The sequence below is a fragment of the Acidovorax sp. SUPP950 genome, assembly GCF_030158935.1.
Taxonomy (GTDB): domain Bacteria; phylum Pseudomonadota; class Gammaproteobacteria; order Burkholderiales; family Burkholderiaceae_C; genus Paracidovorax.
Genome location: NZ_BQXE01000001.1, coordinates 226909 through 239860, shown reverse-complemented (window position 1 = coordinate 239860; position 12952 = coordinate 226909). Strand labels below are relative to the sequence as shown.

Genomic DNA, 12952 nt, shown 5'->3' with positions numbered 1-12952 from the left:
CCCGGCTGTATGGGGCGGATTACCTTTATTCCATGCTATGAAAGGCTCTTCATGACTTCTGCATCCAACACGCTTTCTTCCGCGCAAAACGAACTGGAAAAGCTGGTTTCTGACTTGCGTGGCCTTTTGTCCAGCAAGGATCTGGACAGCGTTCCGGAAATCAAGCAACTGCGCCAGCGCCTGGACGATGGCATCCACTCGGTGCGTGACTCCGCTGTGCGCGCTGCCCAGGATGCCGCCTACCAAGCCAAGGAAGCCGCCCGCGCCGCTGACCAATACGCCCATGACGAACCTTGGCGTGTGGCCACCGCTGCCCTGGCAGCAGGTGCCTTGGTCGGCTTCCTGCTGGCACGCCGCTAATCCCCATTAAAAACAATGACCTGATGGCTCAAGAGAGGCTCGCATGAATTGGTTGGCACTTCTGGGATTGGACGGCTGGGTTGCGCGATGGCGCGCTGCCGTCATCGAAGGGGCCATTGCTGCGGAAGACCGGCTGGATCTGGTGAGGCTCGAATGGGCCGAACAGAAGCGGCGCTTGGGCTTGATGGTCATGCTGGTGGTTGCCGTGGGCGGTCTCACGGTCGTCACCCTGGTGCTCGCGTCACTCGCCGTGCTGGTGCAATTTTGGGATTCACCCCAGCGCACGATGGTGGGCTGGCTGGTGGCGGGCACCTGGCTGGTGCTGTGGGCCGGTGCCTTGATGGGATTGATCTCCGTGGCCAAGCAGGCGGGCAACGCTTTCGTGCTGACGCGGCAAGAACTGGCCCAGGATTGGCGTGATATCAAGGAAAGGCTCTGAGCCCATGACTTTCAAATCGCAAGATGGCTCCGCTTCCTTGAGCGATCGCCAGCAAAAGGTTTTAGAGCGCATCGCCATGCAACGTCAGCGCGTGCGCGCACGGCGCGCCGCTCGATCGCAGGCGATGCAGGTGCAGGCCGCACAAGACCAACGGCAAGCTGCTGACTCAGACACTTCGATGACCATCCGGCTGCTCGCCTTCGCGCGATCGCACCCGGCCGCTGTTGCCGTGGTGGCCGGACTGGCAGTAGTGGCGGGGCCTGCGCGGCTGATTCGGTGGGCGGGTCTGGCCATGCCGCTGATCATGCAGATGCGGCGTTGAGGCCGCGCCTCGCACGCGTAGTAAGCCTTGCGTGGAACATTCGAAAGGACCCTCCTGGGTCCTTTTTGCATTGGCTTCAACGCATTGGCTTCAGCGCATGGCCTTGATCGCCCGGGCTGCCTGCGGAACCAGCGAAGGGCCCTGGTAGATCAGGCCGGTGTAGATCTGCACCACATCGGCGCCCGCCTTGATCTTGCTCACCGCGTCGGCCGCACTCAGAATGCCGCCCACGCCAATGATTGGAAATTGCGGCCCCAGTGCCTGCCGCAATTGGCGGATCACCCGATTGCTGGCTTCCAGCACCGGCGCGCCGCTGAGCCCGCCAGTTTCCTCGGCATGCTGCATTCCCTTGACGGCATCGCGGGCGATCGTGGTGTTGGTGGCCACGACGCCATCCATCCCGTGGCGCTGCAGTGTGGCCGCAATCAGCTCAACCTGGGCCGCGTCCAGATCGGGGGCGATCTTGACGAACACCGGTACGCGGCGCGGAGCGCCCTGTGCGTTGGCATGGCGCTGGGCAAGGGCTTCTCGCCGCTCGGCGATGGCGCCCAGCAGTGCATCCAGGGCCTCATCGCTCTGCAAGGCGCGAAGGTTTTGTGTGTTCGGTGAACTGATGTTCACCGTGACGTAGTTCGCGTGGGGATAGACGCCGTCCAGGCAGGTTAAGTAGTCCGCAGTGGCATTCTCGATCGGCGTGGTGGCGTTCTTCCCGATGTTCAATCCCAGCAGCATGGGGTGTTTGCGCGCCTGGGTGCGAAAGCGCGCCTGCTGCACGTTGTGCAGGAAAGCGTCGAGCCCTTCGTTGTTGAACCCCAAGCGGTTGATGAGCCCGTTGGCCTGCGGCAGCCGGAACATGCGTGGCTTGGGGTTGCCCGGCTGGCCCTTGGGCGTGACGGTGCCAACCTCGACAAAACCGAAGCCCATGGCACCCAGTGCGTCGATACAGCGGGCGTTCTTGTCCAGGCCCGCGGCCAACCCGACCCGGTTGGGAAAGGTCAGGCCTGCCAGCGTCACGGGATCGTCCACGGTGTCGTTGCACCAGGCCCATTGCAAGGGCGTGCGTTGGCCGCGCGACAGCATGTCCATGGTCATGTCGTGGGCGGCTTCGGCATCCATGCCGAAAAGAAGAGGACGGGCGAGGGCGTAGGGGATCAAGGACATGGGGATAATTCGGTGAACTACTCTCGATTTTCCCCCATGACGACACCCTCACTCCTCACCCAAGAAGAACTCAAGGCCCTGGTCGGCCAGGCGGCCCTGCAATACGTCGTGCCTGGCGAGATCGTCGGCGTCGGCACCGGCTCCACGGTGAACCATTTCATCACCGCGCTGGCCACCATCAAAGAGCGCATCCGGGGTGCCGTGTCCAGCTCCGAGGCCAGCACCCAGCGGCTGAAGGCCTTGGGGATTCCCGTGTTCGATGCGAACGAAGTCGAGTCCCTGGCGGTTTACATCGACGGCGCCGACGAGATCGACGGTCAGGGCCACATGGTCAAGGGCGGCGGCGCCGCGCTCACGCGCGAAAAGATCGTGGCGGCGCTGGCCCGGCAGTTCGTGTGCATTGCCGACGAGTCGAAGCGGGTGGATGCACTGGGCCAGTTTCCGCTGCCCGTGGAAGTCATTCCCATGGCGGCACAGCAAATTGCCCGCCGCTTCGCGGCCCTGGGCGGCCAAGCCACGCTGCGCCAGAAAGACGGCGCGCCTTTGGTGACGGACAACCAGCAGCACATTCTGGATGTGCGTGGTTTGCGCATCACCGATCCACTGGCTTTCGAATCGGAGGTGAACCAATGGCCGGGCGTCGTGACCGTGGGTGTGTTCGCGCACCAGAAGGCCCATGTGTGCCTGCTGGGCACGGCGCAGGGCGTGCGCACCGTTCAATACTGAACACCCTCAGTGCCGGGCTGCCGCCGGCCTGATGGCCCGGTACCGAATGGCACTGCAGACCGTATTGCAATCTGCGGGAGTGACGCCGCGCCCGGCCTGCAGTGCCGGATGTTGCGTCAGAACGTGATGCCTGCCGGGTTGCTTGGCGTTCTGCCACCATTGCCGCTCGGTGCGGCGGGGCGCGGTGCTTCCGCCGGCGCGGCAGGTGCCGCCGCTGCTGCGGGGGCTGCCGGCTTGGCGGCGACCATCGGTGCCGCAGGGGCGCGGCGATAGCTCGGCGGCAGCTGCGATTGCTTGGGGTAGCCTGCCGCGTCGAGGTACTGCATCCACTCGCTGTCCGAAAAGCCGACGAGCTGTTGCGAGCCGATGGTGCCGAACGGCAGGTTGGTCGAGCCGCTGAGGCGCTTGAGCGCATCGGCATCTTCTTCGGTGTTCACCGTGCGTTCGGTGAATGGTACGCCGCGGTGCACCAGCAGGTTGCGCGCGCTCACGCACGGCGCGCAGTCGTTGCCGGTGTAGAGCGTGACCGGAAAACGGGTGGCGACCTGCTGCAGTTCATAAGGCAGGGCCGGGCCGTTGGCACGGCCGCCGCCCACCTGGGCCGGCGGCGTCTTGGCATCGGGCGCGCGGTCCGAGAAGGTTACCTTGCCATCGGGGCCGACGATGCGGTACACCTGCTGTGCCTGGGCGGGCAGGGCGGTCACGGCCAGGAAGGTCGAAGCCAGCGCGAGGGCAAAGAGCGGTTGCTTCATGTCGTAGGACTCCAAAGGGAACAATCTCGGGGTATCGATTGGGGTCAGGCGTTGCCGGCCATGCCCTGGTGGCGCAGCAGCGCATCCAGGCTGGGCGCGCGGCCGCGGAACGCCTTGAACGACTCCATGGCCGGGCGGCTGCCGCCCGCTTCCAGAATGGCCTGGCGGTAGCGGCGCCCGGTCTCGGCGCTGGGCAGGCCGTCCGCGCCGGCCGTCTCCTCGAACGCGGCGTAAGCGTCCGCGCTGAGCACTTCGGCCCATTTGTAGCTGTAGTAGCCTGCGGCATACCCGCCTGCGAAGATGTGGCTGAAGGTGTGGGCGGTGCGGCTGAAGGCCGGCGGCGTCAGCACCGACACCTCGCTGCGGACCTGGGCCAGCAAGGGCATGAAGTCCTGCGACGGGTCGTGCGAGGTGTGCAGCAGCATGTCGAACAGTGCGAATTCGATCTGCCGCAGCGTGCCCATGCCGCTCTGGAAATTCTTCGCCGCGATCATCTTGTCGAACAGCGCGCGCGGCAGCGGCTCGCCAGTTTCCACATGGGCGGTCATGTGCTTGAGCACGTCCCACTCCCAGCAGAAGTTTTCCATGAACTGGCTGGGCAACTCGACCGCATCCCATTCGACGCCGCTGATGCCCGAGACATCGCGCTCGTTGATCTGGGTGAGCATGTGGTGCAGGCCGTGGCCGAACTCGTGGAACAGCGTGATGACGTCGTCGTGCGTCAGCAGCGGCGGCGCGCCGTTCACGCCTTCAGCGAAGTTGCACACCAGGTGCGCCACGGGGGTTTGCAGCTTGCCCGTGTCGGGGCGCAGCCAGCGGGTGCGCACATCGTCCATCCAGGCGCCGCCGCGTTTGCCGTTGCGCGCCGGCTGGTCCAGGTAGAACTGGCCCACGAGCTCCGTGCCGCGCTCGATGCGGTAGAACTCCACGGCCGGGTTCCAGACGGGCGCGCTGTCGCGGCGAATGGCCACTTCGAACAGCGTCTCAACGATCTTGAACAGGCCGGCCAGGGCTTTGGGCGCGGTGAAATACTGTTTGACCTCCTGCTCGCTGAAGGCGTAGCGCGCTTCCTTGAGCTTCTCGGAGATGTAGGGCCAGTCCCAGGCCTGCGGATCGGCAATGCCGAGATCCTTCGCGGCGAACTCGCGCATGTCGGCGACGTCTTTTTCGGCGTAGGGCCGGGCACGGCGGGCCAGGTCACGCAGGAAGTCGATCACCTCCTGGGGCGAGTCGGCCATCTTGGCGACGACCGACACCTCGCCGAAATTGGCGTAGCCCAGCAGTTGCGCCTCTTCTTTGCGCAGTGCGAGGATCTCGCGGATGAGGGCGCTGTTGTCGAAGCGTTTGGCATCGCCTTCGGCCTGGTCCGAGGCGCGGGTGACATAGGCGCGGTACAGCGTTTCGCGCAAGGCGCTGCTGCGGGCGAACTGCATCACCGGCAGGTAGCAAGGCATCTTGAGGGTGAGCTTGTAGCCGGCCTTGCCCTCGGCTTGCGCGGCGGCCAGTGCGGCCTGCTTCACGTCGTCGGGCAGCCCGTCGAGCTCGTCTTCCCGGGCGTAGTAAGCGAAGGCGTCGGTGGCGTCGAGCGCGTTTTCGCTGAACTTCTGGCTGAGTTCCGCCTGGCGCTCCTGGATCTGCGCGAAGCGTTCGCGCGCCGCGCCCTGCAGTTCGGCGCCCGACAGCACGAAGTTGCGCACGGCGTTGCGCAAGGCCTGGCGCTGCTCGGTGTTCAGCGTCTGCGGATCGATGGCCTTGTACTTGGCGTACAGGCGCTCATCGGCGCCCAGGCGGGTCCAGAACTCGGTGACGCGGGGCAGGGCCTCGTTGTAGGCCGCGCGCAGTTCGGGGGTGTCGGCCACGCTGTTGAGGTGGCTCACCGCGCCCCAGGAGCGCCCCAGCGCTTCGGTCGCGACATCCAGCACCTGGGCAATCGATTCCCATCGCGCCGGAAAGTCGGGCGCCGTGACGGTTTCCAGTGCCGCGCTCGCACGTTGCAGCAGCACATCGACCGCCGGAGCCACGTCGCTGGGCTGGATGCGGTCGAACAGGGGGAGGTCGGAGGGGGCGAGGAGGGGATTGCTCATGCGCGGATAGATGGCGTTGGATGGGTCAGGTTCAAGCCGGCCGTGGCAGCAAAAATGGTCAGGCGGCTGCGCGCTCCGCGGCTTCGAGCGTGTTGACGAGCAGCATGGTGATGGTCATGGGGCCGACGCCGCCGGGCACGGGCGTGATCCAGCCGGCCACCTCGCTCACGCCGGCGAAGTCCACGTCGCCGCAGAGCTTGCCTTCGTCGTTGCGGTTCATGCCCACGTCGATCACCACCGCGCCGGGCTTGACCATGTCGGCCGTGAGCACGTTGCGCTTGCCCACGGCAGCCACGATCACGTCCGCCTGCAGGGTCTGCGCCTTCAAATCTTGCGTGGCGCTGTGGCACACGGTCACGGTGGCGTTCTTTTGCAACAGCATGAGCGCCATCGGCTTGCCCACGATGTTGCTGCGGCCGATGACCACCGCATGCTTGCCCTGCAGCGAGTAGCCGATGGATTCGAGCATCTTCATGCAGCCATAGGGCGTGCAGGGCCAGAAACCGGGCATGCCGGTCATGAGCGCGCCGGCGCTGGCGATGTGAAAGCCGTCCACGTCCTTGGCGGGCGAGATCGCCTCGATGACCTTCTGCGCGTCGATGTGCGCGGGCAGCGGCAACTGCACCAGGATGCCGTGGATGGCCGGGTCGTTGTTCAGGGCCTCGACGCGGGCGAGCAGCTCGGCCTCGCTCATCGTGGCATCGTACTTTTCCAGCACCGAATGCAGCCCGCTGTCCTCGCAGGCCTTGACCTTGTTGCGCACGTAGACCTGGCTGGCAGGGTTGTCACCCACCAGCACCACGGCCAGGCCGGGGACGGTGCCGCGCGCTTTCAGGGCAGCGGCGCGCTGGGCCACTTCGGTGCGCAGTTGGCGGGAGAGGGCGTTGCCGTCGATCAGTTGGGCTGTCATTCGTCGAGAAACTCAGGTTGGCAATGAAAACGGCTGCCTGCCGGCGGTTTGATTGTGCTGGCAGCTATCAAATCAGGAGCAATCAGCCTTTGGGCGCATTCTGGCCGAGGGCGATCTTGAGCAGGTCGGCCACGGTGTTGGCGTTCAGCTTTTCCATGATGTTGGCGCGGTGCGCCTCCACGGTCTTGATGCTGATGCCCAGGTCGTCGGCGATCTGCTTGTTCAGGCGGCCGGCGACGATGCGCTCCAGCACCTGGGCTTCACGGCCGGTGAGCTTGGACAGCAGGGCGTCGCGGCTGGCGGCCTGCTGGTGGCCGGCGAACGATTCGCGCGCCCGGTCGAGCATGCGGTCCACCAGGCCCACGAGCTCTTCCTCGTTGAACGGCTTCTGGATGAAATCGAGCGCGCCTTTCTTCATGGTGTTCACGGCCATGGGCACGTCGCCGTGGCCGGTGATGAAGACGACGGGCAGGGGGGACTTGCGTTCGAGGAGCCGGTCCTGCAGTTCCAGGCCGGTCATGCCGCCCATGCGGATGTCCACGATGAGGCAGGCGACTTCGCGGGGGTCGTAGCGCGAGAGGAAGGATTCCGCCGAATCAAAGCAGCGCACCCGATAGTCCTTGCCTTCCAGCAACCACTGCAGGGAGTCGCGGACGGCTTCGTCGTCATCCACGACGTAGACGGTGCCTTTTTTCGGAATCAAGCTCATGCAGGGGTCCTTGGATGTGATGCGTTTGCTACAGAATTCGTAGTGGCATCCGCAGGCTGCGCCAGCGGAAGCCAGAAGGAGAACCGGCAGCCGGTGACCTCCGGGCCATTGTAGAGGTTCTCCGCCTGCATCCTCCCCTGGTGGGACTCGACGATGCTGCGGCACAGGTTCAGGCCCATGCCCATGCCTTCCTGCTTGGTGGAGAAGAAGGCCTCGAACAGATGCTCCAGCACTTCGGGGGCCAGACCCTTGCCGGTGTCCTGCACCGTGAACTCGATCACCTCGCGGCCTTCGAGCTGGCGGGGAACGACACGCAGCTCCACGCTGCGCCGGGGCGGCGGGCGCTGGGCGTGCTCGATGGACTCGGCGCCGTTCTTCATCAGGTTGACCAGCACCTGCTCGATCAGGATGGTGTCGGCCATCACCTGGGGCAGCCGCGCCGCCACATAGTGGGTCAGGCGCACGTTGTGCCGGCGCAGTTCGATGTCGGCCAGTTCGACCGCCTCGCTGACCATGGTGTGGACGTCCGCCAGGGCGCGGTTGGGCTCGCTGCGCTTCACGAAGGCGCGGATGCGCTGGATGATCTGCCCCGCGCGCTGCGCCTGGTGGGCGGTCTTTTGCAGCGCGGACAGCAGCGCCTCTTCGGTGATCTGCCCGCTTTCGATGCGCGAGACCATGCCGCTGCAGTAGTTGCTGATGGCGGTGAGCGGCTGGTTCAGTTCGTGCGCCACGCTGGAGGCCATCTCGCCCATGGTGATGAGCCGGCTGACCGACTGGGCGCGCTCGGCCTGCCGCGCGGCCTGTTCCTCGGCCTGGCGGCGCGGCGTGATGTCGGTGGCAATCACCATCTGGGCCAGTCGTCCGTCCACCCAGTTCAGGTAGCGCGATCGCACTTCGAGCCACTTGCCCAGGTCCGGCAGGTAGATCTCGGCGTTTTCGGACCGGGCGCTGGTGAGCGGGTCGGTGGGCAGGCCCATCAGTCCGTCCTCGTCGTCCATGCCGCGCGCGCTGGCGGTGGTGGAGGGCAGCACGCCCGCCTGCGCGACCAGTTGCAGATGCCCGCCCGTCTGCGAGCCGAACCACTGGCGGTACAGCTTGTTGGCGAACAGCAGTTCCTCGCTGCCCAGCGGCGCGACCGACACCGAGGCATCGAGCGACTCCAGCACGATGGTGAAGCGCTCGTGCGATGCCGACAGCTGCTCGCGCACGCGATTGGGCTCGGTGATGTCGGTCATCGACGTCATCCAGCCGGTCTGGTGGCCATGGGCGTCGATCAGGGGCGAGACATACAGGCGCGCGTCGAACAGCGTGCCGCTCTTGCGCTTGACCCGCACCTGGAACCCGCCCAGCGTGACCTTGCCGCTCAGCTCGTCGCGCAGCTTGGCGTGCAGCGCCTCGTGGTCGCTCTCGGGCCAATAGGTGTAGGGCGGCGACTGGCCGACCAGATCGGCCTCGTTCCAGCCCGTCATCTGGCAGAACGCGGCGTTCACGTAGGTGATGCGCCCCTGCATGTCCAGGGCGCGCATGCCGGTGAGGATGGAGTTTTCCATCGCCCGGCGGAAGTTCGTTTCGGCCACCAGCGCCTGCTGGGCCTGCATGCGCCGGCGGGTGTGGCGCCAGGTGGCGATCAGCAGCCAGGCCGTCATGGCGCTCAGCGTGCCCACCAGCCAGAACAGCCCGCTGCCCACCACGCCGAGCGAGGTGCGGTAGGCCTGCGCGCGAAGCACGAGGCCGTTGCCCACGGGCGAGACCGGCACCTCGTATTCGTTGGCGCGCGCGGTCCACGGCAGCAGCCCGGAGGCGCTGCGCGGCATGAGCGCGCTGCCCGCCAGCACCTGGTCGCGCCCATCCAGCATGGTGACGGCGTAGCGCGCCAGCACCTCGGTCGGCGTGCCGTAGCGCAGCAGGCTGTCGATGGAATATTCCGCCAGCACCACGCCGGTGAATTTGCCCTGCGCGGCCAGCGGCACCTGCAGCTGCAGCAGCGGGGCGGTTTCGCCTTCGGTGCCGTTGGGCTGGGCGTACACGGGCTGCTGCAGGTCCCGGGCGAGGCTGAAGGTGTCGGCGGTGTCGCCGTTCTTGAGCACCTCGCCCGCCACGCGCAACTGGCCGCTGGTGACGGTGGGCGCCGCATGGCTGGCGCGGATGCGGCGGCGGTCGTCGATCCAGCTGATGGCCTGCAGTTCAGGGTACTGGCTGATGAGGCCCTCGGCACGCGCCACGAAGTCGGCGCGCTCCAGGTCCTGGTTGGAGAGGTCGCGCGCGATGCGCATGATCTGCTCCTGCCGCTCCAGCAGGCGCAGCCGCACGCGCTGCTGCGCGTATTCCACGTCGCGCTTGAGGGCTTCCTGCTCGCGCTCGCCTTCTTCCATGCGCAAATACCAGAACGCCGCCACGATGGCCGCCAGGAACATCAGCACGGCGGCCAGTGGCGCCAGGGCCGCGAAGCGGTCCTGGCGGGTGGGGGAGAGGCTGCGCCACCAGGTGCGCCACCAGCGCACGGGGGCGACCACGGCGGGCCCGATGGCGGGGGGCGGAGAAGGCGGACGTTCCATGGGCGGAGTGTAGGGGAGCACTGGAGGCCTTCTTCCGGTATGAAAAATGTGCACTTGCAGCAATATTTTGCATTATGAAAATGAAAAGCACAATTTGAAATACCAAAAAAATATGAGACACTCGCCCGAAATTTCCAACGCCAGCACCCATAAAGGAGACAGGCATGTCAGCTCAGACCGACCCCCAGGCCGGAAACCCGGCGTCGTCCACCCCCGACACCGATCAGCAGGAAACCCGTGAGTGGATGGATGCGCTGAGCGCCGTCATCGACAAGGAAGGTGCAGAGCGCGCCCACTTCCTGATCGAGCAACTGCTCGAACATGCCCGCCAAAGCAGCATCGACCTGCCTTTCTCCGCCAACACCGGCTACGTGAACACCCTGGAGTCGAACCAGGAAGCCCGCTGCCCCGGCAACCTTGAAATCGAAGGCCGCCTGCGCGCCTACATGCGCTGGAACGCCATGGCCATGGTCGTCAAGGCCAACCGCCACCATCCGCCCGAAGGCGGCGACCTGGGCGGCCACATCGGCTCGTTCGCCTCGCTGGCCAACATGTTCGGCGCCGGCTTCAACCACTTCTGGCACGCCGAGAGCGAAAACCACGGCGGCGACCTGCTGTACATCCAGGGCCACGTGTCGCCCGGCATCTACGCCCGCGCTTACCTGGAAGGCCGCCTGTCCGAAGAGCAACTGCTCAACTTCCGCCAGGAAGTGGACGGCAAGGGCCTGTCCAGCTACCCGCACCCCAAGCTGATGCCCGAGTTCTGGCAGTTCCCCACGGTGTCGATGGGCCTGGGCCCGCTGATGGCGATCTACCAGGCGCGCTTTCTCAAGTACCTGCATGCCCGCGGCATCGCCAACACCGAAAACCGCAAGGTCTGGGTGTTCTGCGGCGACGGCGAGATGGACGAGGTCGAATCGCTGGGCGCCATCGGCCTGGCCGCGCGCGAGAACCTCGACAACCTGATCTTCGTCATCAACTGCAATCTGCAGCGCCTGGACGGCCCGGTGCGCGGCAACGGCAAGATCATCCAGGAGCTGGAGAGCGAGTTCCGCGGCTCCGGCTGGAACGTCATCAAGCTGCTGTGGGGCAAGGGCTGGGACGACCTGCTGGCGCGCGACAAGGACGGCGCGCTGCGCAAGATCATGATGGAGTGCAACGACGGGGACTATCAGTCGTTCAAGGCCAACGACGGCGCCTACGTGCGCAAGCACTTCTTCGGCCGCGATCCGCGCACGCTGAAGATGGTCGAGCACATGAGCGACGACGAGATCTGGAACCTGCGCCGCGGCGGCCACGATTCGCAGAAGGTCTACGCCGCCTTCCACGCCGCCAACGAGCACAAGGGCCAGCCCACCGTGCTGCTGGTCAAGACCGTCAAGGGCTTCGGCATGGGCAAGATCGGCGAGGGCAAGAACACCGTCCACCAGACCAAGAAGCTCGGCGACGAGGACATCAAGGCCTTCCGCGACCGCTTCAACATCCCGATTCCGGACAGCCAGATCGCCGACCTGCCGTTCTACAAGCCGGCCGACGACACCCCCGAAATGAAGTACCTGCACGAGCGCCGCAAGGCCCTCGGCGGCTACCTGCCCAAGCGCCGCGTGAAGGCCGACGAAAGCTTCACCGTGCCCGCGCTGGAAACGTTCAAGGCCATCCTCGAGCCCACGCCCGAAGGCCGCGAAATCTCCACCACGCAAGCCTACGTGCGCTTTCTCACGCAGTTGCTGCGCGATCAGGCCCTGGGCCCGCGCGTGGTGCCCATCCTGGTGGACGAGGCCCGCACGTTCGGCATGGAAGGCCTGTTCCGCCAGATCGGCATCTACAACCCGCACGGTCAGCAGTACACCCCGGTCGACAAGGACCAGGTCATGTACTACAAGGAAGACAAGGCCGGCCAGATCCTGCAGGAAGGCATCAACGAAGCCGGCGGCATGAGCAGCTGGATCGCGGCCGCCACCTCGTACAGCACCAACAACCGCATCATGGTGCCGTTCTACGTGTACTACTCGATGTTCGGCTTCCAGCGCATCGGCGACCTGGCCTGGGCGGCGGGCGACATGCAGGCGCGCGGCTTCCTGCTCGGCGGCACCTCGGGCCGCACCACGCTGAACGGCGAAGGCCTGCAGCACGAAGACGGCCACAGCCACATCCTGGCCGGCACCATCCCCAACTGCGTGAGCTACGACCCGACGTTCGCCCACGAAGTCGCGGTGATCATGCACGACGGCATGAAGCGCATGGTGGAGCGCCAGGAAAACGTCTTCTACTACCTCACGCTGCTGAACGAAAACTACCCGATGCCCGGCCTGCAGCCCGGCACCGAAGAGCAGATCATCAAGGGCATGTACCTGTGCAAGCAAGCGCCGGCCCTCAAGAAGGACGCCCCCACCGTGCAATTGCTGGGCAGCGGCACGATCCTGCGGGAGTCGTTCTTCGCGCAGGAACTGCTGGAAAAGGACTGGGGCGTGGCCGCTTCCGTGTGGAGCTGCCCGAGCTTCAACGAGCTGACCCGCGACGGCCAGGACGCCGACCGCTGGAACCTGCTGCACCCCACCGAAACGCCGCGCGTGCCGTTCGTGGAGGAGCAGTTGTCCAAGACCACCGGCCCGGTCATCGCCTCCACCGACTACATGAAGGCCTACGCCGAGCAGATCCGCCCCTTCATCCCCAAGGGCCGCGCCTACAAGGTGCTGGGCACCGACGGGTTCGGGCGCAGCGACTTCCGCCGCAAGCTGCGCGAGCACTTCGAGATCAACCGCCACTACATCGTCGTGGCGGCGCTCAAGGGCCTGGCGGACGACGGCGTGGTGCCGGCGGCCAAGGTGGCCGAGGCGATCCAGAAGTACGGCATCAACACCGACAAGATCAACCCGCTCTACGCTTGAACACCGATCGGAGACGCACGGTGAACCCCCACGCTCATATTCATTC

11 protein-coding genes are annotated in these 12952 nt (G+C 65.8%); 5 read left to right on the top strand and 6 right to left on the bottom strand.

The features are described 5' to 3' along the window. Positions 1-51: 51 nt before the first annotated feature. Genes AVME950_RS01160 through AVME950_RS01150 form a run of 3 tightly spaced genes read left to right on the top strand, consistent with a single transcriptional unit; the run spans position 52 to position 1121 of the window. Complete coding sequence (locus AVME950_RS01160; RefSeq protein ID WP_272553263.1) at positions 52-360, top strand: ElaB/YgaM/YqjD family protein; 309 nt, start codon at positions 52-54, stop codon at positions 358-360. Positions 361-403: 43 nt separating this feature from the next. Then, positions 404-799 carry a phage holin family protein gene (locus AVME950_RS01155; protein WP_284428443.1) on the top strand — a complete coding sequence of 132 codons (396 nt, stop codon included), beginning with the start codon at positions 404-406 and terminating at the stop codon, positions 797-799. 4 nt (positions 800-803) lie between these two features. Further along, a complete protein-coding gene (locus tag AVME950_RS01150) occupies positions 804-1121 on the top strand; it encodes a hypothetical protein (protein ID WP_284428442.1) in 318 nt (105 codons plus the stop codon). A gap of 90 nt (positions 1122-1211) precedes the next feature. Here the strand turns inward: AVME950_RS01150 and AVME950_RS01145 are convergent, their stop codons facing one another. Continuing rightward, a complete protein-coding gene (locus AVME950_RS01145) occupies positions 1212-2282 on the bottom strand; it encodes a quinone-dependent dihydroorotate dehydrogenase (protein ID WP_284428441.1) in 1071 nt (356 codons plus the stop codon). Positions 2283-2318: 36 nt separating this feature from the next. Between AVME950_RS01145 and rpiA the strand changes: the two genes are divergently transcribed. Then, a complete protein-coding gene (gene rpiA / locus AVME950_RS01140) occupies positions 2319-3008 on the top strand; it encodes a ribose-5-phosphate isomerase RpiA (RefSeq protein WP_284428440.1) in 690 nt (229 codons plus the stop codon). A 116-nt stretch (positions 3009-3124) separates the two neighbouring features. Here rpiA and AVME950_RS01135 read toward each other — a convergent pair whose 3' ends face one another. From AVME950_RS01135 to AVME950_RS01115, 5 genes are all read right to left on the bottom strand, one after another. Next, positions 3125-3760 carry a glutaredoxin domain-containing protein gene (locus AVME950_RS01135; protein ID WP_284428439.1) on the bottom strand — a complete coding sequence of 212 codons (636 nt, stop codon included), beginning with the start codon at positions 3758-3760 and terminating at the stop codon, positions 3125-3127. 44 nt (positions 3761-3804) lie between these two features. Beyond that, positions 3805-5844 (bottom strand): M3 family metallopeptidase, encoded by a 2040-nt coding sequence (locus AVME950_RS01130; RefSeq protein ID WP_284428438.1) that lies wholly within the window; start codon positions 5842-5844, stop codon positions 3805-3807. Positions 5845-5902: 58 nt separating this feature from the next. Further along, a complete protein-coding gene (folD, locus tag AVME950_RS01125; protein WP_272569139.1) occupies positions 5903-6754 on the bottom strand; it encodes a bifunctional methylenetetrahydrofolate dehydrogenase/methenyltetrahydrofolate cyclohydrolase FolD in 852 nt (283 codons plus the stop codon). A gap of 82 nt (positions 6755-6836) precedes the next feature. Beyond that, complete coding sequence (locus AVME950_RS01120) at positions 6837-7463, bottom strand: response regulator transcription factor (protein ID WP_092739228.1); 627 nt, start codon at positions 7461-7463, stop codon at positions 6837-6839. Continuing rightward, positions 7460-10018, bottom strand: coding sequence for a PAS domain-containing sensor histidine kinase (locus tag AVME950_RS01115; protein WP_284428437.1), 2559 nt, complete (start codon positions 10016-10018; stop codon positions 7460-7462). The genes AVME950_RS01120 and AVME950_RS01115 overlap by 4 nt, the downstream gene beginning before the upstream one ends. Positions 10019-10182: 164 nt before the next feature. Here AVME950_RS01115 and aceE point away from each other — a divergent pair, with 164 nt between their 5' ends. Beyond that, a complete protein-coding gene (gene aceE, locus AVME950_RS01110) occupies positions 10183-12906 on the top strand; it encodes a pyruvate dehydrogenase (acetyl-transferring), homodimeric type (RefSeq protein ID WP_284425764.1) in 2724 nt (907 codons plus the stop codon). Positions 12907-12952 lie beyond the last annotated feature (46 nt).